The 19,530-nt window shown below is 67.3% G+C and carries 14 protein-coding genes; 8 read left to right on the top strand and 6 right to left on the bottom strand.

Annotated elements, in window-relative coordinates; genetic code table 11:
• Window positions 1-44: 44 nt before the first annotated feature.
• Window positions 45-2,807 (bottom strand): TonB-dependent receptor, encoded by a 2,763-nt coding sequence (locus CR156_RS19985; protein ID WP_100554290.1) that lies wholly within the window; start codon window positions 2,805-2,807, stop codon window positions 45-47.
• Between the two features lie 285 nt (window positions 2,808-3,092).
• On the opposite strand from CR156_RS19985, the gene CR156_RS19980 reads away from it, so the two are divergent.
• The gene (locus CR156_RS19980) at window positions 3,093-4,112 is read left to right on the top strand and encodes a sugar kinase (RefSeq protein ID WP_100554289.1); all 1,020 of its coding nucleotides are present in this window, start codon (window positions 3,093-3,095) and stop codon (window positions 4,110-4,112) included.
• Window positions 4,099-4,737, top strand: a complete 639-nt coding sequence (gene eda, locus CR156_RS19975; protein WP_100554288.1) for a bifunctional 4-hydroxy-2-oxoglutarate aldolase/2-dehydro-3-deoxy-phosphogluconate aldolase — start codon at window positions 4,099-4,101, stop codon at window positions 4,735-4,737. Before CR156_RS19980 ends, eda begins: the two co-directional genes overlap by 14 nt.
• Before the next feature lie 52 nt (window positions 4,738-4,789).
• On the opposite strand, the gene CR156_RS19970 is transcribed toward eda, so the two are convergent.
• A complete protein-coding gene (locus CR156_RS19970; protein ID WP_243382148.1) occupies window positions 4,790-6,640 on the bottom strand; it encodes a sigma-54-dependent Fis family transcriptional regulator in 1,851 nt (616 codons plus the stop codon).
• A gap of 222 nt (window positions 6,641-6,862) precedes the next feature.
• On the opposite strand from CR156_RS19970, the gene adh reads away from it, so the two are divergent.
• From adh to CR156_RS19955, 3 genes are all read left to right on the top strand, one after another.
• Window positions 6,863-8,392, top strand: a complete 1,530-nt coding sequence (gene adh / locus CR156_RS19965; protein WP_089241881.1) for an aldehyde dehydrogenase — start codon at window positions 6,863-6,865, stop codon at window positions 8,390-8,392.
• Window positions 8,393-8,466: 74 nt separating this feature from the next.
• Window positions 8,467-9,495 (top strand): alcohol dehydrogenase AdhP, encoded by a 1,029-nt coding sequence (adhP, locus tag CR156_RS19960; RefSeq protein ID WP_089241883.1) that lies wholly within the window; start codon window positions 8,467-8,469, stop codon window positions 9,493-9,495.
• A gap of 104 nt (window positions 9,496-9,599) precedes the next feature.
• Window positions 9,600-9,989 carry a hypothetical protein gene (locus CR156_RS19955; RefSeq protein WP_100554286.1) on the top strand — a complete coding sequence of 130 codons (390 nt, stop codon included), beginning with the start codon at window positions 9,600-9,602 and terminating at the stop codon, window positions 9,987-9,989.
• Between the two features lie 117 nt (window positions 9,990-10,106).
• Here CR156_RS19955 and ligD read toward each other — a convergent pair whose 3' ends face one another.
• The 3 genes from ligD to CR156_RS19940 form a co-directional block, all read right to left on the bottom strand.
• Complete coding sequence (gene ligD / locus CR156_RS19950; protein WP_100554285.1) at window positions 10,107-12,584, bottom strand: DNA ligase D; 2,478 nt, start codon at window positions 12,582-12,584, stop codon at window positions 10,107-10,109.
• 3 nt (window positions 12,585-12,587) lie between these two features.
• Window positions 12,588-13,517, bottom strand: coding sequence for a non-homologous end joining protein Ku (gene ku, locus CR156_RS19945; RefSeq protein ID WP_100554509.1), 930 nt, complete (start codon window positions 13,515-13,517; stop codon window positions 12,588-12,590).
• Between the two features lie 145 nt (window positions 13,518-13,662).
• Window positions 13,663-14,061: a hypothetical protein gene (locus CR156_RS19940; RefSeq protein WP_100554284.1), complete on the bottom strand. Its 399-nt coding sequence runs from the start codon at window positions 14,059-14,061 to the stop codon at window positions 13,663-13,665.
• A gap of 141 nt (window positions 14,062-14,202) precedes the next feature.
• Between CR156_RS19940 and CR156_RS19935 the strand changes: the two genes are divergently transcribed.
• Entirely contained in the window at window positions 14,203-14,529 is a 327-nt protein-coding gene (locus tag CR156_RS19935) for a hypothetical protein (RefSeq protein WP_089241889.1), read from the top strand.
• 105 nt (window positions 14,530-14,634) lie between these two features.
• Here CR156_RS19935 and CR156_RS19930 read toward each other — a convergent pair whose 3' ends face one another.
• On the bottom strand, window positions 14,635-16,749 hold the full coding sequence (locus tag CR156_RS19930) for a TonB-dependent receptor family protein (protein WP_100554283.1): 2,115 nt from the start codon (window positions 16,747-16,749) through the stop codon (window positions 14,635-14,637).
• Between the two features lie 171 nt (window positions 16,750-16,920).
• On the opposite strand from CR156_RS19930, the gene CR156_RS19925 reads away from it, so the two are divergent.
• Entirely contained in the window at window positions 16,921-18,123 is a 1,203-nt protein-coding gene (locus tag CR156_RS19925) for an amino acid aminotransferase (RefSeq protein WP_100554282.1), read from the top strand.
• A gap of 332 nt (window positions 18,124-18,455) precedes the next feature.
• A complete protein-coding gene (locus CR156_RS19920) occupies window positions 18,456-19,472 on the top strand; it encodes a class 1 fructose-bisphosphatase (RefSeq protein ID WP_100554281.1) in 1,017 nt (338 codons plus the stop codon).
• Window positions 19,473-19,530: the final 58 nt, after the last annotated feature.

Genomic DNA, 19,530 nt, shown 5'->3' with positions numbered 1-19,530 from the left:
CGTGGCGAACGACGGCGTGCCGGGTGGCACGCCGTCGGCGTTGCTCAGAACTTGTAGCGCAGCCCCAGCAGGTACTGGCGGCCGGTCTCGGTGTACTGCAGCGGCAGGCGACCGGTCAGCGGCGAGTACACCCACTCGTCGGAGGCTTCGTTGGTCAGGTTGATGCCTTCCAGGCTCAGTTCCAGCTTGTCGCTGATCTTGTAGCGGATGGACGCATCGAACACCGTGGTACCGGTCATGCCGTGGTAGCCATCGAGGTTGAAGCCGGTCTCCTGGCCCGGTGCCTGGGTCAGGTAGTCATCGCGGTTGGTGGCCGAGATGCGCCCGGCGAACTTCTCGCCTTCATAGAACAGCGTGGCGTTCCACGACGACTTCGACAGGCCGGTCAGGTCGGTCTTCATCACCGGCTGCCCGGCCGCGTTGATGTACTGGATCTTCGATTCCACCCAGGTGTAGTTCAACTGCACGCCCAGGTTCGCCCACTTGCCGGGCAGGAAGGTGAAGGGCTGGGTGTAGTTGGCTTCCACGCCGTGCAGTTCGCCGCCCGGGGTGTTGACCGGCTTGCTGTAGGTGAAGTCATCGGTGGCCGAGGCGCCGGTGCCGACCAGCAGCGACGCCGGCAGGCCGCTGTCGCTGTACGGGCGCACTTCGCGGGTGGTCTGCACGAAGCTCTCGATGTCCTTGTAGAACAGGCCGATGCCGGCCATCGCACCTTCGGCGAAGTACCACTCGAAGCCGAGGTCGACATTGGTCGCACGGATCGGATCCAGTACCGGGTTGCCACTGGAGATGGTGCGTGCACCACCGGCCACCGCCACCGTCGCGCCCGGCGTCAGGCTGCCCAGCCCCGGACGGCTCATCACCTTGGCCGCACCCAGGCGGATCAGGAAGTCCGGAGTGACTTCAGCCACCAGGTTGAACGAGGGCAGGGTGTCGTCGTAGGTGCGGCTGACCGTGGTTTCGACGGTGCCGTTGGCCAGCGTCGACTGCCCGGTGGACGACTGCTTGGTACGCACGTAGCGCACGCCGAAATTGCCCGACAACGGCAACGAGCCCAGTTCGGTGGAGAACTCGCCCATCAGGTAGGCGCCACGGTCCTTCTCTTCGACGCTGCGCACGTTGTTGGCACGCGGGGCGACGGCGAAGGTGCCGCTGTTGCTGTAGATGTCCAGCTGTTCGGCGATCGCGTCCAGGTTCGGCACGACCCAGTTCGACGGACTGCCGCTGATGCCCTTCAGTCCGGCCTGCTCGGTCAGGTCCACCGGCACGATCTTGCTGCCGTCGGCGAAGTTGGGCACGGCCAGTTCGCTGGCGCGGCGCAGTTCGACGGTCTTGAACGTGTAGTCCTTGGCCAGCACGCCGCCCTTCAGGCGGAAGCCCGGGCTGATATTCCAGTTGAAATCGATCTGGCCGGTGTCGAAGTCGTTGTCCACGTACTGCGGACGCAGGCGGATCTCGGCCAGTTCCCAGCCGTTGGGATTGGTCGGGTCGATGCCGTAGTTGAGCACCGGCGCACGGCTGTTGCCACGGTAGTCGTAGCTGTAACCCTTGACGTCGTACTTGTCCATGATGACGGTGGTCTGCACCGGGTTCTCGTGCTTGGAACGCGAGATGCCGAGCTTGCCGGACAGGGTGAAGTCATCGCCGAAGCGGTGCTGGCCGTTCAGCGCGATCTGCTTGAACTCGGTGCTCCACTCGTCGTGGCGGTTCTCGGTGCGGATGTCGACGTTGTCGAATTCGCCGTAGAGCAGTGCGTTGTCGCGTATCTCGCCATTCTTGACGATGGTGGTCGGCTTGCCCGACAGGCGTGCGCTCGCGTTGGCGCCGCGGCTGAAGGAGATCGCTTCGATGTAGTGCTCGTCGCGCGTCGCATCGATCTTCGAGTACAGCGCATCCAGCGAGATCTCGGTGGCGTCGTTCGGCTTCCACTGCAGCGAACCGGTTACGCCCAGCCGCTTCTGTTCGTGTTCCATCTGCACGTAGCGCGGGAAGCGCGGATGGAACACGTTGGCGCCACGCGCGGCGGCGAACGGCGAGGACGCGGCGAAGTTGCCGTTGCTCGGGCCGTTGGCCCAGCGGCCGGTGTTGGAACCCTCCTCCAGCGCCTGGCGCTCGGAATAGGCCACCGACAGCAAGGCGCCGAAGGTGCCATCGGCGAAGGTGTTGGAGACCAGCGCGGCGATGCGCGGGTCGGCCTTCTCGGCCATCGCGTTGTAGCTGGCCTGGCCACTGGCGGCGAAGGTGAAGCCGTCGTAGTCGAACGGACGCGCGGTGCGCAGATCGACAGTGGCGCCCAGCGAGCCCTCCTCGACGTCGGCCGAGGCGGTCTTGCGCACCAGCAGCTGCGAGAACAGGTCCGAGGCGAACACGTTGAAGTCGAAGCCACGGCCGCGGTTGGTGCCGCCGCTCTGGTCACCGGCGCCGACGGTGGTCAGCGCTTCCATGCCGTTGATGCGCACGCGGGTGAATTCCGGGCCGAGGCCACGCACCGAGATGTTGCGGCCTTCGCCGGCCTCACGGGTGATGACCACGCCGGGGATGCGCTGCAGCGACTCGGCCAGGTTCAGGTCGGGGAACTTGCCGATGTCTTCGGCAACGATGGCATCGACCACGCCGGCTTCGCCACGCTTGATGTCCAGCGCCTTCTCCACGCTGGCGCGGTAGCCGGTGACGGTGACCGTATCCAGGTCGGTGGCGTTCGGGTTGGCGCTCTGCTGCTGCGCGCTGGCGTTGCCTGCCAGGGCCAGCGCTACGGCCAACGCGAGCAAGGTAACCGGTGTCTTTTTTTCATGGTTCCGAGAATGCATGCCTTTCCCCTCTCCCAAAGGTCTGGTATCGCGGCTGTTTCAGCGTGATGACACCGCTGGTCAGGCCGGACGTTAACAGCACGTTCCCGATCCGGCATCTTGCACCGCAACAGATCTGAAATGTCTCCAAGACGCTTGCAGGACAATGCTTCCAACAGTTTGGTAGGCTTAGGGCAAGGCCGGGCGGGATTGAAATGACACCGCTAGCCAATTCCACGCCCCACGCGTGGTCCACAACCACGCCGCCCAGTGTCACATGCTGGCGGCACGCGTGAAGGAGCAGAAATGGGTCGTATCGTGTGTTTCGGGGAATTGCTGCTGCGCCTGGGTGCGCCCGGTCGCGAGCTGCTGCTGCAGTCGCCGCAGTTGCAGGTGCACGTCGGCGGCGCCGAGGCGAACGTGGCTGTCTCGCTGTCCCGCTTTGGACATGACGTGGCCATGGTCAGCACCGTCGCCGGCAACGCGCTCGGCGCGCATGCGCTGGCCGAACTGCGCCGGCATGGCGTCGATACGCGCGGCGTGCGCGAAGATGCCGAGGGCCGCATGGGCCTGTATTTCCTGACCACCGGCGCGGTGCAGCGGGCCAGTGAAGTAGTCTACGACCGTGCCGATTCCGCATTCGCCAACAGCACTGCCGCCGACTACGACTGGCCGGCGCTGCTGCAGGGCGCGCAGTGGCTCCACCTGTCCGGGGTCAGCCCGGCGCTGGGCCCGGACGTGGCCCAGGCCACGCTGGCTGCAGCGCGCGCCGCCCGTGCGCTGGGCGTGCGTGTGTCCTTCGATGGCAACTTCCGGCCGAAGCTGTGGCAACGTTGGGGCGGCGATGCGCAGGCGATCCTGCACGAACTGTTCGCGCAGGCCGACATCGTCTTTGCCGATTACCGCGATATCGAAGTCATCCTCGGCCAGCGCTTCGAACAGGCCGACGTGGTCGCGCGGGTGGAAGCGGCAGCCGCCGCGGCATTCGACGCATTCCCGCAGCTGCAGTGGCTGGCCTGCACCCAGCGGCAGACGCTGAGCGTGGACCACCATGCGCTGGGCGCGCTGCTGCTGGGCCGCGATGGCACCCGTGCGCAGGCACCGGTGCGCCAGCTGCAGGGCATCGTCGATCGCATCGGCGGCGGTGATGCCTTCGCGGCAGGCATCCTGCATGGCATCCTGTCCGCCTTCGATGCCGACGCCACCGTGCGCTTCGGCCTGGCCGCCGGGGGCCTGAAGCACTCCATTCCCGGCGATTTCAATCCCGTCAGCGAAGCTGATGTGTTGGCCCTGATGGGCGAGGAGCGATTCGATGTCCGGCGCTGATCCACGCGTTCGTGCGGTACTGAAACTGGCACCGGTGATTCCGGTGTTCACCCCCGATGACATCGACGATGCGGTGCAGGTCGCGCATGCGCTGTTCCGTGGTGGCCTGCCGGTGATCGAGGTGACCCTGCGCACGCCGCGTGCGCTGGAGGCCATCAAGGCCATGGTCGAAGCGGTGCCGGATGCGGTGATCGGTGCCGGCACCGTGCTCGATGCCGCGCAGATGCAGGCCGTGAAGGAAGCCGGCGGCCGCTTCGCGGTATCGCCCGGGGCGACGCCACGGCTGTACGCCGCCGCACGCGATGCCGATCTGCCCTACCTGCCGGGTGTGGCCACCGGTTCGGAGCTGATCGTCGGCCTGGAGCATGGCCTGGATACCTTCAAGTTCTTCCCCGCCGTGCAGGCCGGGGGGGCCGCGATGCTGTCGGCGTGGCACGGCCCGTTCGCTGATGTGCGCTTCTGCCCGACCGGCGGCATCAGCGCGCAGACCGCCAGCCAGTTCCTGCACCTGCCCAACGTGCTGTGCGTGGGCGGCTCCTGGCTGACCACCGCCGCGCTGATGCAGACCCGCGACTGGGACAGTGTCGAGCGCATGGCGCGCGAGGCCGCGGTGCTGGCCAGCTGACCGTTCGGCCGCTGGTGGAGCCGGGCACAGACCCGGCGCTACCGGCATCCGCTCAGCCGCGTGGCGCACCCAGCCGCCGGTACAGGGTGCTGCGATTGATCCCCAGCCGCTTGGCCGCCGCGCTGACGTTGCCCTGGCAATCAGCCAGCGCCTGGCGCATGGCCGCCTCGGTGATCTCCTCCAGCGCACCGCTGGCAGGCAGTGCTGGCGCGGCCACCGTGCCAGCACGCACATCCACCGGCAGCAGCTGCGGATCCACCGCTTGACCGGGCTCAGCCAGTGCGGCCAGCGTGCGCAGGCAGGCGCTCAGCTGCCGCAGGTTGCCGGGCCAGGCATGGGCCACCAGTGCCGCCCGCGTCTGCGCAGACAACACATGGCCGTGTCCCAGCTGCTGCCACAGCGCATCCACCACGGCAGCGCGATCGGGATGCTGCCGCAACGGCGCCAAGGTCACCACGTGGTCGGCGATGCGGTAATACAGATCCGCACGGAAGCGGCCTGCGTCCACCGCCTGCGGCAGTTCGCAGTGGCTGGCGCAGACCAGCGCGAAATCCAGTTTTACCGGCTTGCCACCGCCCAGCGGTGACAGCTCGCGCTCCTGCAGCACGCGCAGCAGACGTGGTTGCAGCGCCAGCGGCATGTCGCCGATCTCATCGAGGAACAAGGTACCGCCCTCGGCCTGCCGCAGCAGGCCCGGGCTGCCCTGGCGGCGCGCACCGGTGAAGGCACCGTCCTCGTAGCCGAACAGTTCTGCTTCGATCAGGCCTTCCGGCAACGCCGCGCAGTTCACCGCGACGAAGGGCTTACCGGCACGCGCGCTGCGCGTATGCAGTTCACGCGCGAAGACTTCCTTGCCGGTGCCGGTCTCGCCCTGCAGCAGCACCGGCAACCCGGCCTGCAGCACACGCCCGGCGGTGGCCAGCTGCTGTTGCTGTGCGGTATCGAACAGCGGCCCCTGCGCGCGCGCCGGCAACGGCGCGGTCGCCACCGGCGTGGCCACACTGCGTCGCGACGCGCGTGCTTCGCGCACGCCATACAGACGACGACCCTGGCGATCAAGCAGCACGCCGTCATCGGCCAGCCGCGACAGCGGTTGTTCGAACAGTGCTTCGTACGGCGTGCGGCCGATGTCCTGCCGATCGAGCCCGAACAGGGACAGGCCAGCACGATTGGCTGCGACCAGGCGACCGCCGCGGAAGCCGAGCACACCCTCGCGCGCACTGCCGAGCAGCGCGGGTTGATGATGCAGGCGCAGCAGCTCGCAGTCGGCCAGGCCGTCGGCGAAACCGCGGTGCTCGATCTGCGCTACCGCCTGCCGCACCAGCGCCAGCGCGTGCACGTGTGGCAGCCGCGCGTCGCCCGAAACATCGAGCACACCCAGGCACTGCCCGTAGGGATCGAGGATCGGCACCGCCGAACATGTGAGGATGCCGTGCGGGGCGAAGTAGTGCTCGCCGCCACGCACCTGCAGCGCACGTCCGTCGACCAGCGCGGTGCCGATCGCGTTGGTGCCGACCGTGCCTTCGTCCCAGCGCATGCCGGGCATCAGCGCGACACGACCGGCCTTGTCGAGGAAACCGGTGCTGCCTTCGGCATCGAGGATCCAGCCGTCTTCATCGGTCAGCAGCACGATGCTGCCGCTGTGGGTCATTTCCGCCGCCAGTCCATCCAGCTCCGGGCGCGCCTGTCGCCACAGGCGCTCGCGGCGCTGGCGCAGTTCGCGCAGGCGGTGGTCGGTCAGTGGTTCGGCGGCCGGCTGCGCATCCACCAGCAGGCCATGCCGCTGGCAGCGTTGCCAGGAATGCAGGATCGCCTCGGGCACCGCGCCAACCGGAGCAGCGCCGCGCTCGAAGAAACTGCGCCGGGCACTGCCCAGGCGGGGATCGGGAGCAAGCGGGGACACCGACAGCCTCCTGTGTCGCACATTGCGACAGTTGTTGCGGGACCTGTCCCGATTAACAGCACACCCCGCGCCGGCCTGCAACGGCCGCACCTGCTGCACTGCCGCAGCCTGCGCGACACGATGACCGATGGCCGGGCGATGAAGGCGTGATGCAGCGCAGCAGGCCAGGGTTGGCATCGTCCTTGCGCCTGTGGATACACCACGCCCATCACAGGAGCCGCCATGAACGCCGTACCGTCCGCCCGCCCGCATGCCACCGATCCGCGTTCCCTGTTCAAGCCGCGCTATGGCAACTACATCGGTGGCGAATGGATCGCCCCGCGCAGCGGCCAGTACTTCGACAACATCTCGCCGGTGAACGGCCAGGTGTTCACTGAAGTGGCCCGCTCCAACGCCGAGGACATCGACGCCGCACTCGATGCCGCGCACGCCGCCAAGGACGCCTGGGGCCGCACATCGGCCGCACACCGTGCGCTGCTGCTCAACCGCATCGCCGATCGCATCGAGCAGAACCTGGAACTGCTGGCCCACGCCGAGACCTGGGACAACGGCAAGCCGATCCGCGAGACGCTCAACGCCGACGTGCCGCTGATGGCCGACCACTTCCGCTATTTCGCCGGCTGCCTGCGCGCGCAGGAAGGCAGCCTGTCGCAGATCGACGACGACACCGTGGCCTACCATTTCCACGAACCGCTGGGCGTGGTCGGGCAGATCATTCCGTGGAACTTCCCGCTGTTGATGGCGGCCTGGAAACTGGCGCCGGCACTGGCCGCCGGCAACTGCGTGGTGCTGAAGCCGGCTGAGCAGACTCCCGCGTCGATCCTGGTGCTGATGGAGGTGATCGGCGACCTGCTGCCGCCGGGCGTGCTCAACGTGGTCAACGGCTTCGGCCTGGAGGCGGGCAAGCCGCTGGCAAGCAGCCCGCGCATCGCCAAGATCGCCTTCACCGGCGAGACCTCCACCGGCCGCCTGATCATGCAGTACGCCAGCCAGAACCTGATTCCGGTGACGCTGGAACTGGGCGGCAAATCGCCGAACCTGTTCTTCGCCGACGTGATGGCCGAGGACGATGATTTCCTCGACAAGGCGGTGGAAGGTTTCGTCATGTTCGCCTTCAACCAGGGCGAGGTCTGCACCTGCCCGTCGCGCGCGCTGGTACAGGAATCGATCTACGAACGCTTCATGGAGCGCGTGCTCGAACGCGTGGCAGCGATCCGGCAGGGCAATCCGCTGGACCCGAACACCATGGTGGGGGCGCAGGCATCGGGCGAACAGCTGGAGAAGATCCTGTCCTATATCGCCATCGGCCGCGAGGAAGGCGCCGAGGTGCTGATTGGTGGCGACAAGGCCGCGCTCGGTGGCGACCTGGCCGGCGGCTTCTATGTGCAGCCGACCGTGTTCAAGGGCCACAACGGCATGCGTGTGTTCCAGGAGGAGATCTTCGGGCCGGTGGTGTCGGTGACCACGTTCAAGACCGAGGAAGAAGCGCTGCAGATCGCCAACGACACGCTGTACGGGCTGGGTGCCGGCGTCTGGAGCCGCGATGCCGCGCGCCTGTACCGGGTGGGCCGCGCGATCCAGGCCGGGCGGGTATGGACCAACTGCTATCACGCCTACCCGGCACACGCCGCGTTCGGCGGCTACAAACAGTCGGGCATCGGCCGCGAGAACCACCGGATGATGCTCGACCACTACCAGCAGACCAAGAACCTGCTGGTCAGCTACGCACCGAAGAAGCTCGGCTTCTTCTGAGGATTGATCGGGATCAAGGCGCGGGCATGGGGCCGGCGCCATCCTGTCTGCAAGCGCACTACGGAGAAGCACGCATGAATAGAACCATGAAGGCCGCCGTTGTCCGTGAGTTCGGCAAGCCGCTGGTCATCGAGGAAGTCGTGGTACCGCGCCCGGGGGCGGGCGAGGTGCTGGTCAAGATCGAGGCCTGTGGCGTCTGCCACACCGACCTGCACGCCGCCGAGGGCGACTGGCCGGTGAGACCGAACCCGCCGTTCATCCCCGGCCACGAGGGCGTGGGGCACGTCGTGGCCGTGGGAGGCGGGGTAGGGCACATCAAGGAAGGTGACAGGGTCGGCATCCCCTGGTTGTACTCGGCGTGTGGCCATTGCGAACACTGCCTGGGCGGCTGGGAAACGCTGTGCGAAACGCAGCGCAATACCGGCTACTCGGTCAACGGCGGCTTCGCCGAGTACGCACTGGCCGATGCCAACTATGTCGGCCTGCTTCCGAAGGAAGTGGGCTTCGTGGAGATCGCGCCAGTGCTGTGCGCGGGCGTCACCGTGTACAAGGGCCTGAAGGTCACCGACACCAAGCCCGGTGACTGGGTGGCGATCTCCGGCATCGGCGGCCTCGGCCACATGGCCGTGCAGTACGCCCGCGCGATGGGCCTGAACGTTGCAGCGGTGGACGTGGACGACGCCAAGCTGGCCCTGGCCAAGCGCCTGGGCGCGCAGGTCACCGTCAACGCGCGCACCACCGATCCGGCCGCGTTCCTGAAGAAGGAGATCGGCGGCGCGCATGGTGCGCTGGTCACCGCGGTTTCGCCCAAGGCGTTCGAACAGGCGCTGGGGATGGTCCGTCGCGGCGGCACGGTCTCGCTCAACGGCCTGCCACCGGGCAACTTCCCGCTGGACATCTTCGGCATGGTGCTCAACGGCGTCACCGTGCGCGGCTCGATCGTCGGCACCCGCCTGGACCTGCAGGAATCGCTGCAGTTCGCCGCCGAAGGCAAGGTTGCCGCCACGGTCAGCACCGACCGCCTGGAGAACGTCAACGATGTGTTCGCGCGCATGCATGCCGGCACCATCGAAGGCCGCGTGGTGATCGACTTCGCTGCCTGACCCCCTGTGCATGGCCGCCGTGCCCGTTTCCCTCTCCCACGGGTGCGGCGGCCATGCCGATCTGCCGGCAGCGCCGGGCAGCCTGGCGGCCGTACAATGCGCGCATGCCCGCCACGCTCAAGACCATCTTTTTCTCCCTGCTCGCCCTGATCGGCGCGTTGCTCGCGCTGACCCTGGTCAGCAGTGCGGCAGGCTGGCTGCCATCGCTGCTGGGCCTGACGCCGGGAAGCGAGGCGCAGCTCGGCTGGGACCTGGCATTCACCGTGCTCGGCGGCATCGCCGCCATCGCCTTTGCCACCTACTACGCACCGTGCTGGCCACGTGCGCATGGCACCTCGATCTGGTCGTTGCTGGTACTCGGCGCGGGCTATGGCCTGTGGATGATGGGGGGCGATTTCCCACAGTGGTTCGTCATCGGCCTGCTGGTTTCGCTGCCGGTGCAGTTGTTGTTGGGCTGGTGGTTCGGCCGCCGCGCGTCGCGCGATCCGCGCTGAGCGCGCATGGTCAATACTGGCCGCTTCTGCTTCAACGCGTCGATGCCCGTATACGGGTAGTGCCGGCCGCTGGCCGGCAACCTCGATGATCCTGCAGCTGCCGGCCAGCGGCCGGCACTACCGCTTCGACGTCGGCAACGTCTGCTTCAGCGCGTCGATGCCCTGCCACGGATCCGCCTTCAATCGCTTCGCCCGTGCCAACGCCTTGTCCATCGGAAACGCATCGGCAGCGCCGACCCTCGCCAGCTCTTCCCAGCGCAGCGGCACCGCCACGCCCGCGCTCTCGCGCGCACGCAGCGACCACGAACACACGCTTGTCGCACCGCGTGTATTGCGCAGCCAGTCGATGAAGATCACGCCGCTGCGCTTGGCCTTGCTCATCGTCGCCACGTAGCGGTCCGGCGCCTGTTCGGCCATCGCCTGCGCGAACGCCTCGCAGAACGCTTTCGCGTCCTCCCAGTCCGCCTTGGGCAGCAGCGGCACCACCACATGCACGCCCTTGCCACCGGACAACCGCACGAAGCTCTGCAGCCCGGTCTCCTGCAGTCGATCGCGCACATCGCGCGCGCCGCGCTTCACGTCGGCCCAGCTCACGCCCTCACCCGGATCAAGATCGAACACCAGCCGGTCGGGATGTTCGGGATCGGCCACCGTCGCCCCCCAGGGATGCAGCTCCAGGGTGTTCATCTGCACCAATTGCAGCAGCCCGCGTTCGTCATCGATGTAGACGTAGTCCTCGCGCCCGCTCTTCTGCTGCAGCGGCACTGCATGCACGGCGTCGCCCAGGCCTTGGCCGTGGTGCTTCTGGAAGAAGCACGCCTTGCCCACGCCATCGGGACAGCGCAGCAGCGACAGCGGTCGTCCACTGATTTCCGGCAGGATCCAGCGCGCCATCTGCCGGTAGTAGTCGGCGACGTCGCCCTTGCTGAGCTTCTTCTTCGCAAACACCACGCGCTCGGGATGGGTGATGGCAACGTCGTCGCCGTCATCGGCCGATGTTGCACTCATCGCCAGGTCCTCCTTCTTCTTGTCACTGCGCAGTCGCTTGAAACTGGCCTGGCGCAGCAATCCTTCCTTGCCCCAGCCGCGGAACGCGACCTCGGCCACCGTCACCGGCTTCACCCAGCGCACGCTGTCCGCACGGAACGGCACGTGCGACGGCAGCTGCAGCACCGCTGCTTTCACCGCCAACGGTGCAAGCACCGCCGACAGCGCGCGCAGACTTTCATCATCGAAGCCGGTACCAACCCGACCGACATAGCGCAGGCCGCCCTTGTCCGGCGTGGCCAGCAGCAGCGAGCCGAATCCCACCCGCGAGCCCTTTGGCGCGGTGTGGCCGATGATCAGGAATTCATCGGTGTCCTCGTGCTTCACCTTCACCCAGCTGCGTGCGCGGGCGTTCACATAGGGCGCGTCGATCTGCTTGCTGACGATGCCTTCGAAGCCCGCCTTGCCGCTGGCGTCGAACACCGCCGGGCCGTGATCGATGACGTGCTCACTGAAGGCCAGCGTGCCAACAGCATCGCCGATCAGTTCCTTCAGCAGTGCCTTGCGTTCCAGCAGCGGCGCGCGGCTGATGTCGACCCCCGCCACGCCCGGCAGATCGAACACGATGTAGCGCAGCGGTTGTTTCGAGCTGCCGTCGATCACCCGCTGCAGCGCGGCGAAGTCGCTGCGGCCGTTGTCGTCCAGCACCACCAGTTCTCCATCCAGGCGTGCATCGCGCACGGGCAGCGCCTGTACGGCCTGCACCACTTCGGGAAAATCCGCCGTCCAGTCCAGGCCATTGCGCGAGCGCAGTTTTACCTCGCCCTCATGCAGATCGGCCAGCATCCGGTAGCCATCCCACTTGATCTCGTGCAGCCAGCGCTCGCCGTCCGGTGCGCTGTCGCGATGATCGGTGAGCTGTGGTTTGAACTGACGCGGGTAGTCCTTGTCACGCGCTCCGTCCAGCTTCAGCGCGCGCGCACGCCAGCGTGCATCGGCCTTGCGTGGGTGTGCGGTACGCGGCGCTGACGCTGCCTTCTTCGTAGAGGCGCGGGCCGCCTTCGCAGATTTGGTTGCCGGCGCGTGCAGCAGATCATCCGCTTCGGCATCCCGCGCCTGCTCGTCGTCGCGCTTGATCAGCAGCCACTGCACCTGGCGCCCCTTCATCGCCGTGCGTACCAGCTTCCAGCCACCGGCCAGACGCTGCCCATGCAGCACGAAGTCGATTTTGCCGGCCGCCAGTGCCTGCAGCGGATCACCTTCGCAGGCCCAACTGCCGTGGTCGAACACATCGACGTGGCCGGCGCCATAGTGTCCTTCGGGAATATCACCTTCGAAGCCGGCATAGGACAGCGGGTGGTCTTCCACCTCCACCGCCAGGCGCTTCTCACCCACCCGCAGCGACGGCCCCTTCGGCACCGCCCAGCTCTTCAGCACGCCATCCATTTCCAGGCGGAAATCGTAGTGTCGGCTGCTGGCGTGGTGCAGTTGAACCACGAAGATCGGCCGTCGCTTCGGGTTGCCCCGTGCAGGCGCCTCATCCGGCTCGGGGGTCTGCCCGCTGCCTCCGCCCAGTCGACGCTTGCGCCGGTACTGATGCAACGACATGGCTCAACCTGCCTTGCGTCGCGCGGCGGTCTTCTTTGCAGCCTTCTTCGCAGGGGCCTTTTTTGCCGGTGCCTTCTTCGCCGCTGTCTTCCTGGCCGGTGCCTTGCGAGCTGCTGCCTTCTTTGCCGGCGTGCGCTTGTTGGCATCCAGGCTCTTCTGCAGCAATGCCATGAAGTCCACCACGTTGGTGCTGGCGTCCTCGCGCGGTGCCGGCTCGTCCTCCACCTTGGTGGTCCCACCCTTGGACTTGATGCGCTTGTTCAGCACCTGCTGCAGGCGCTCGCGGAATTCATCGTGGTACTGCGACGGATCCCAGTCGCCCGCCATCGACTCGATCAGCTGCTCGGCCATCGCCGTTTCCTTGCTGGTGATGCGATAGTCGGCGAGCTTTCCACTGGGCAGCTTGTAGTCGTCAGGCTCGACCAGTTCCTGCGGATAGCGCAGGATCATCAGCACCAGTGCGTCGTCGTTGGGCATCACCGCGCACAGGTACTCGCGCGTGCGCACCACCACCCGTGCGATACCGACCTTGCCGGTGCTGCGCAGTGTTTCCCGCAGCAGCACGTAGCCTTTCTCGGCTTTTTTACCCGGCACCAGCAGATAGGGTTTTTCGTAGTAGCGTGGATCGATCTGCGTGGCGTCGACGAAGGTCTCCACCTCCACCGTCTCATGGCTCTCCGGGGCCGCCGAACGGATATCGTCTTCCTCCAGCACAACGTAGCTGCCTTTGTCGTACTCGTAGGCTTTGACGATGTCCTTCCACGGCACTTCTTCGCCGGTGTCCGCGTTGACCCGTTCGAAGCGGATCGGTTTGCGGTCGCGCGAATCCAGCATGCGGAAGTGCAGGTCGACCTTGCGTTCACCGGACATCAGCGAGACCGGTACGTTGAGCAGGCCGAAGGAAAGTGTGCCGGTCCAGATCGGGCGGGCCATGATGCGCACCTGGGTTTCAGCAGGGGTAGCCAGCTTCAGCCGGCCGCCGTGAAACGCTCGTGTCGACAACGTGCACGCCGTGCGGGTAGTGCCGGCCGCTGGCCGGCATCCCACGCATCATCGAGCTGCCGGCCAGCGGCCGGCACTACTGCAGCAGCGGCCTCACCGCAGCGGCCGGGATATGGTCCAGCGCGCGCCAGGCATCTTCCACCACCGGCTGCGCTTGTGCCCAGTTCAGGCGCGACTGTCCGCGCATCTGGTCCCAGTGCTCGGCCAATTCGCCACAGGTATCGGCGCCACCGCCACGCGGCCAGTCGGCGGCGTGCGTGGTCAGCGCGAAGGCATATACCGGGCACAGGTCGCGCCAGTTGCGATGCCCCTGTGCGCGGCGTTCTTCGTAGTCGCTCAGCATGTACTGCAGGTAATCCTGCGCCACCGCTTGGGGATCCTCCGTGCGGCGGGTCCGGCGCTGCGCGCTGCGCTGGCCCAGCGGATCCAGCAGGGCGTTGAACACGGACGGGGCGGGGCGTTCAAGACGGGGCATGGCCGGCTCCTGCAGCAGGGCGGGTGGGCAGGAATACGCGCGGTGCCGTTATCCAGTCGTGACAAAGATGTTCATGACGCCAGGTTCGCAGTGGCTTTACTTCGTCCGCGCTGTAGTGGAGGCCTACCGGAGGAATGCCCCATGACCACCACCCGTGACCCCCTGCGTGAGAACCACACCCCCGAGCCGGGCGAGCAGCGCGGCAAACACGATCTGGCCGACGCCGAGGACCGCGGCGCGGGCATGTCGACACCAGACGAGGGCGCCTTGCCCGTCGTGCGTCGACCTGAACAGGCCGCACAGGACCGCAAGGACTGTGGCGATCGCAATCGCGGCGGCCAGGAAAGCCCGCTGAAGCGGCGCGAGCGCAAGCAGCATGCCAGCGACAACCAGGACGAGGCGCTGGAAGAGACCTTCCCGGCCAGCGACCCGACCTCGCCGTTCGTGCCAGCCAAGGCCCCGGATTGATCGCCACGCCGGCCAGGGCCTCCGTTTGACGGGTAGTGCCGGCCGCTGGCCGGCAACCTTATCCCCTGCACGGAGCGTTGCCGGCCAGCGGCCGGCACTACCGCTTCAGCGCCATGACCACTGCAGCCCCACGCTGGCGCGGCGGTCCGGCCCCGGTTCGAAGAACCGGCCGTTGCCGTCGTTCACGATCACCGAGCCGATGTAGCGCTGGTCCAGCGCGTTGTCGATACGCGCGAATGCACGCAGCTCACCGGCCTGCAGCCTCCAGCTGCGGCCGGCCTCCAGGTCCAGCAGCGCGTATCCCGGCGCGCGCTCGGTGGCGATGTCGTTCACCACCACGTCGCTGCTGGCGGCAGCTTCCAGCGCCCACTGCCAGTCCCCCGGCGACCACTGCAGGCGCGCATACGCCTGCTGCCGGGGCACGCCGGGCAGGCGGCTGCCGGCGGCAACCACGGTATCGGGCACTGCGCAGTTGCTGGCCGCGCAGGCCAGGTAGGGCGAGCGCACCTGCGCCTGCAGCCAGGTCCAGGCCAGCTGCAGCTCCAGCTGCTCGGCCAGCGGTTGCCGGTACTGCAGCTCCACACCTTGGCGGCGGGTACGGCCGATGTTGCGGTACGTGCTGCGACCGTTGGTATTGCTGGCAACGGCCAGCTCATCGTCTGTATCTGCGCGGAACAGGCTTACATCGAGCTGCCTTCCATCCTGTGCGTGCCACTTGCTGCCCACTTCCAGGCTGCGGCTGCGGGCAGCCGCGAGATCCAGCGCCAGCCCGGCCTGGCCATCGGCGCGGTAGCCCAGCTCATTGAACGTCGGGGTTTCAAATCCACGGCCCACGGCCGCGTGCAGGCGCCACTGCGGGCTGGCCTCGAAGCTGACTCCCGCCACCGGCGTGGTGGCCTGGTAGCGGCGGCGGCCGCTGTCGTCCGGGTTGCGCCCGGCGATGTAGCGATCATCCGATTCGAAGCGCACCGTGCTGTGGCGCACTCCGGCCAACAGCGACCAGCGCGGGCTCCATTGCCACCACGCCTGGGCGAACTGGTCCACGTTCTGCACGATGTCGATCTGGTCGCGGCGCAGGCGCCCGCGCACGCCCAGGGAGGTGCCGATGAAGTTCTCGTAGCCAGTGCGGTGCTGGCGCTGACGATCGGCATTCACGCCCACCACCAGATCCAGCGGGCGGCCCCACAGATCGCCGTTCCAGCCCCAGCGTGCGTCCAGCCCGCCATAGCCGCCATCCAGGTCGATCACGCCACCGGCATGCAATGGGTTGGCCTGCGGTCCTGGCGGAATCGGCAGGTACTGGGTCACCGCGCGCTGCCCGGCATAGCCCATCAGCTGCCAGCGCTGCGCGCCGGCTTCCCGCGTCCAACGCAGGCCGGCCTGCTGCTGGCGCACCGATTTGCGGGTGTTGTACTGGTGGGCCACCGCCGTCGCCTGACGCGGGTCGGCCGCCACCTGCGCGCGGCTCAGTCCCAGCGGGTCCTGCGCGTTGGGCGCGTGCAGCGCGTTGAGCAGCAGTTCCAGGCGGCCGCCAGCGAACTCGGTGCCCAGCCGCGCGTTCAACGACTCGCGGCGCGCACGGCTGTGGTCACGCCAACCATCGGTGCTGAAATGGTTGGCGGCCACGTTGTAGTCGATGCTCTTGCCGGCCCCGCGCAGCTGCGCGCCGACGCTGAGCGTGTTGTCGGCACCGGCATTCACGCGCAGCCGCCAAGGGTCACCGGCCTGGCCCTGCGCACTCCACACCTGCAGTACGCCCCCGGACGAGTTGCCGTACAGGGCCGAGAACGGCCCGCGCAGCACCTCGATGCGCTCGGCACCGAGCAGGCTGGCGTGCGACAGCTGGCCCTGCCCATCGGGCATGGTCGCCGGTACGCCGTCGATCAGCACACGCACCCCGCGCACGCCGAAGGTCGAGCGTGCGCCGAAGCCTCGGATCGACAGCTGGGTGTCCTGCGCGAAGTTCTGCCGGTCGCGGGCCAGGAGGCCCGGCACCCCGCCCAGCGCCTCGGACAGCTGCGCGTTGGGGCCGGCACGGTCAGCATCGATCCACACCGTATCCAGGCTGGCGGGCAGGGCGAAGGGATCCACGCCTGGCACCCGCGCGGCCTGCACCTGCACAGCCGGCAGCGCGGTGGGCGAGGGCTCGGCCCCCACCGCCAAAGGCGACAGCAGCAGGGCGGACAGCGGCAGGCAATGACGTCGTGCGGCGGGATTCATGATTCAGGTTGATGGATCGGGCGGCAACGCACGCCATGGTACGGGCAGGCGGATGACGATGGCGGCGGCCAGCCCCGGCAGGCTTTGTTACGATGGGTCGGTTTCGGCCGACAGGCCGCAAGCCGCGTGGCGCAATTCCTCCCCCTTTCCGTCTACCGAACGAGTACCGCCGTGTCCTTCTTTGCAAACGTGGAACTGGTCCCAGGCGACCCGATCCTGGGCCTGACCGAGGCGTACAACGCCGACAGCCGCCCGACCAAGGTCAACCTGGGTGTGGGCATCTACTACGACGAGAGCGGCCGCATTCCGCTGCTGCGCGCCGTCAAGCAGATCGAGCAGCAGCTCGCCAACGAAGCCAAACCGCGCGGCTACCTGCCGATCGATGGCCTGCCGGCGTACACCCAGGCTACCCGTGAGCTGGTGTTCGGCAAGGATTCGCCGCTGCTGGCCGCCGGCCGCGTCACCACCGCACAGACCGTCGGTGGCAGCGGTGCGCTGCGCGTCGGCGCCGACGTGCTGAAAAAGCTGCTGCCGCACGCCACCGTCGCGCTGAGCAACCCGAGCTGGGAAAACCACCGCGCCGTGTTCAGCGCCGCTGGTTTCGAGGTGGTCGATTACACCTACTTCGACCCGGCCACCCATGGCGTGAACTTCGACGGCCTGCTGGCCGACCTGGGCAAGCTGGAAGCGGGCACCGTGGTGCTGCTGCATGCCTGCTGCCACAACCCCACCGGCGCCGACCTCACCGTCAGCCAGTGGAAGCAGGTCGCGCAGCTGCTGAAGGACCGCCAGCTGTTCCCCTTCATCGACATGGCCTACCAGGGCTTCGACAAGGGCATCGAGCAGGACGGCGCCGCGGTGCGCATCATCGCCGAGGCCGGCATCGACAGCTTCATCGTCGCCAACTCGTACTCCAAGTCGTTCTCGCTGTATGGCGAGCGCGTGGGTGCGCTGTCGATGGTGGCGCCGACCGCCGCTGACGCCAAGGCCGTGCAGTCGCAGGTCAAGCGCGTGATCCGCACGATCTACTCCAGCCCGTCCACGCACGGTGCTGCACTGGTTGCCGGCGTGCTGACCAACCCGGAACTGCGCGCGATGTGGGAGCAGGAACTGACCGAGATGCGCGAGCGCATCCACGCCCTGCGCCAGGGCCTGGTCGAGAAGCTGGCCGCCGCCGGTGCCCCGCAGTTCGGTTTCATCAACGAGCAGGCCGGCATGTTCTCGTACTCCGGCCTGAGCCGCGAACAGGTCGAGCGCCTGCGCGACGAGTTCGGCATCTACGCCGTCGGCACCGGCCGCATCTGCGTGGCCGCGCTGAACCAGAACAACCTGGAATACGTCGCCAAGGCCGTGGCCACCGTCGCCAAGGGCTGAAGCACCACTCCAGTGGTTTGAAAACAAAGGCGCCGCAAGGCGCCTTTGTTTTTGCTCCTGCCTTGCCACACCCTCCGCGCGCGCAGCCAACCCTGAAGCACGCGGGAGGGGGAGGCAATGCAGGACCGTTGGCGCCATGGATGGCGCCATCGAGCTTACATGGACGTACTTGCAGCGTGTCCTGCATTGTCTCCCCCTCCTGCGTGCCTCGACGAAAGGGAAGCGCCACACAGCGCAACGCATCTGGAAACGATTACGCCCTCCCCGCTCACCCACGCGCAAGTCAGACCAGCGACAATAGTCGTTTCCCCGTTGCCGAGACCTGCCCGCCCATGTCCCGTACCTCGTTGACCCGCTTCCTGATCCAGCAGCAGCACGCCGGCCGCATCAACGCCGACCTGCGCCAGCTGATCGCGGTCGTCGCCCGCGCCTGCACCAGCATCTCCATCGCCGTCAGCAAGGGCGCCCTCGGTGGCGTGCTCGGCGAAGCCGGCACCGGCAACGTGCAGGGCGAAGCGCAGAAGAAGCTGGATGTCATCAGCAACGAGATCCTGCTGGAAGCCAACGCCTGGGGCGGTCACCTCGCTGCCTGCGCATCGGAGGAAATGGACCACAGCCAGCCGGTGCCGGACATCTACCCGCGCGGCGATTTCCTGCTGCTGTTCGATCCCCTCGATGGCAGCTCCAACATCGACGTCAACGTCTCCGTCGGCACCATCTTCTCGGTGCTGCGTTGCCCGACCAACGTCGAACTGCCTGGCGATGACGCCTTCCTGCAGCCGGGCAGCAAGCAGATCGCCGCCGGCTACTGCATCTACGGTCCCAGCACGCAGCTGGTGCTGACCGTCGGCCACGGTACCCACGCCTTCACCCTCGACCGCGAAACCGGCGAGTTCCTGCTGACCACCGAGAACATGCAGATCCCGGCGGCCACCCAGGAGTTCGCCATTAACATGTCCAACCAGCGCCACTGGGAAGCGCCGATGCAGGCCTATGTGGAAGATCTGCTGGCCGGCAAGGAAGGCCCGCGCGGCAAGAACTTCAACATGCGCTGGATCGCCAGCATGGTCGCCGACGTGCATCGCATCCTGACCCGCGGCGGCATCTTCATCTACCCGTGGGACAAGAAGGAACCGGGCAAGGCCGGCAAGCTGCGCCTGATGTACGAAGCCAACCCGATGGGGCTGCTGGTGGAGCAGGCGGGCGGTACGGCCTGGACTGGTCGCGAACGCATCATCGACCTGCAACCCGACCAGCTGCACCAACGCGTGCCGGTGTTCCTCGGTTCGCGCGAAGAGGTCGCCGAGGCCGTGCGTTATCACCAGGAGCATGACGCGAAGAGCGTCTGACAGCGGCCATCCCTACAGCGGTCATGGCAGATTGATGACATGACCGCAGGGTGACAGC

This window comes from Stenotrophomonas lactitubi, assembly GCF_002803515.1.
Classification (GTDB): Bacteria; Pseudomonadota; Gammaproteobacteria; order Xanthomonadales; family Xanthomonadaceae; genus Stenotrophomonas; species Stenotrophomonas lactitubi.
The sequence above is the reverse complement of the archived record's forward strand: the minus strand, read 5'-3'. Positions and strand labels throughout refer to the sequence as shown.

What these genes read in the sequence shown, in the direction of transcription:
- ku (WP_100554509.1), bottom strand. Translation starts at nt 13,517, where the DNA reads ATGGCCCGCCCGATCTGGACCGGCACACTTTCCTTCGGCCTGCTCAAC.
- CR156_RS19955 (WP_100554286.1), top strand. Translation starts at nt 9,600, where the DNA reads ATGCCCGCCACGCTCAAGACCATCTTTTTCTCCCTGCTCGCCCTGATC.
- CR156_RS19935 (WP_089241889.1), top strand. Translation starts at nt 14,203, where the DNA reads ATGACCACCACCCGTGACCCCCTGCGTGAGAACCACACCCCCGAGCCG.
- adh (WP_089241881.1), top strand. Translation starts at nt 6,863, where the DNA reads ATGAACGCCGTACCGTCCGCCCGCCCGCATGCCACCGATCCGCGTTCC.
- CR156_RS19985 (WP_100554290.1), bottom strand. Translation starts at nt 2,807, where the DNA reads ATGCATTCTCGGAACCATGAAAAAAAGACACCGGTTACCTTGCTCGCG.
- CR156_RS19930 (WP_100554283.1), bottom strand. Translation starts at nt 16,749, where the DNA reads ATGAATCCCGCCGCACGACGTCATTGCCTGCCGCTGTCCGCCCTGCTG.
- CR156_RS19940 (WP_100554284.1), bottom strand. Translation starts at nt 14,061, where the DNA reads ATGCCCCGTCTTGAACGCCCCGCCCCGTCCGTGTTCAACGCCCTGCTG.
- CR156_RS19980 (WP_100554289.1), top strand. Translation starts at nt 3,093, where the DNA reads ATGGGTCGTATCGTGTGTTTCGGGGAATTGCTGCTGCGCCTGGGTGCG.
- CR156_RS19920 (WP_100554281.1), top strand. Translation starts at nt 18,456, where the DNA reads ATGTCCCGTACCTCGTTGACCCGCTTCCTGATCCAGCAGCAGCACGCC.
- adhP (WP_089241883.1), top strand. Translation starts at nt 8,467, where the DNA reads ATGAATAGAACCATGAAGGCCGCCGTTGTCCGTGAGTTCGGCAAGCCG.
- eda (WP_100554288.1), top strand. Translation starts at nt 4,099, where the DNA reads ATGTCCGGCGCTGATCCACGCGTTCGTGCGGTACTGAAACTGGCACCG.
- ligD (WP_100554285.1), bottom strand. Translation starts at nt 12,584, where the DNA reads ATGTCGTTGCATCAGTACCGGCGCAAGCGTCGACTGGGCGGAGGCAGC.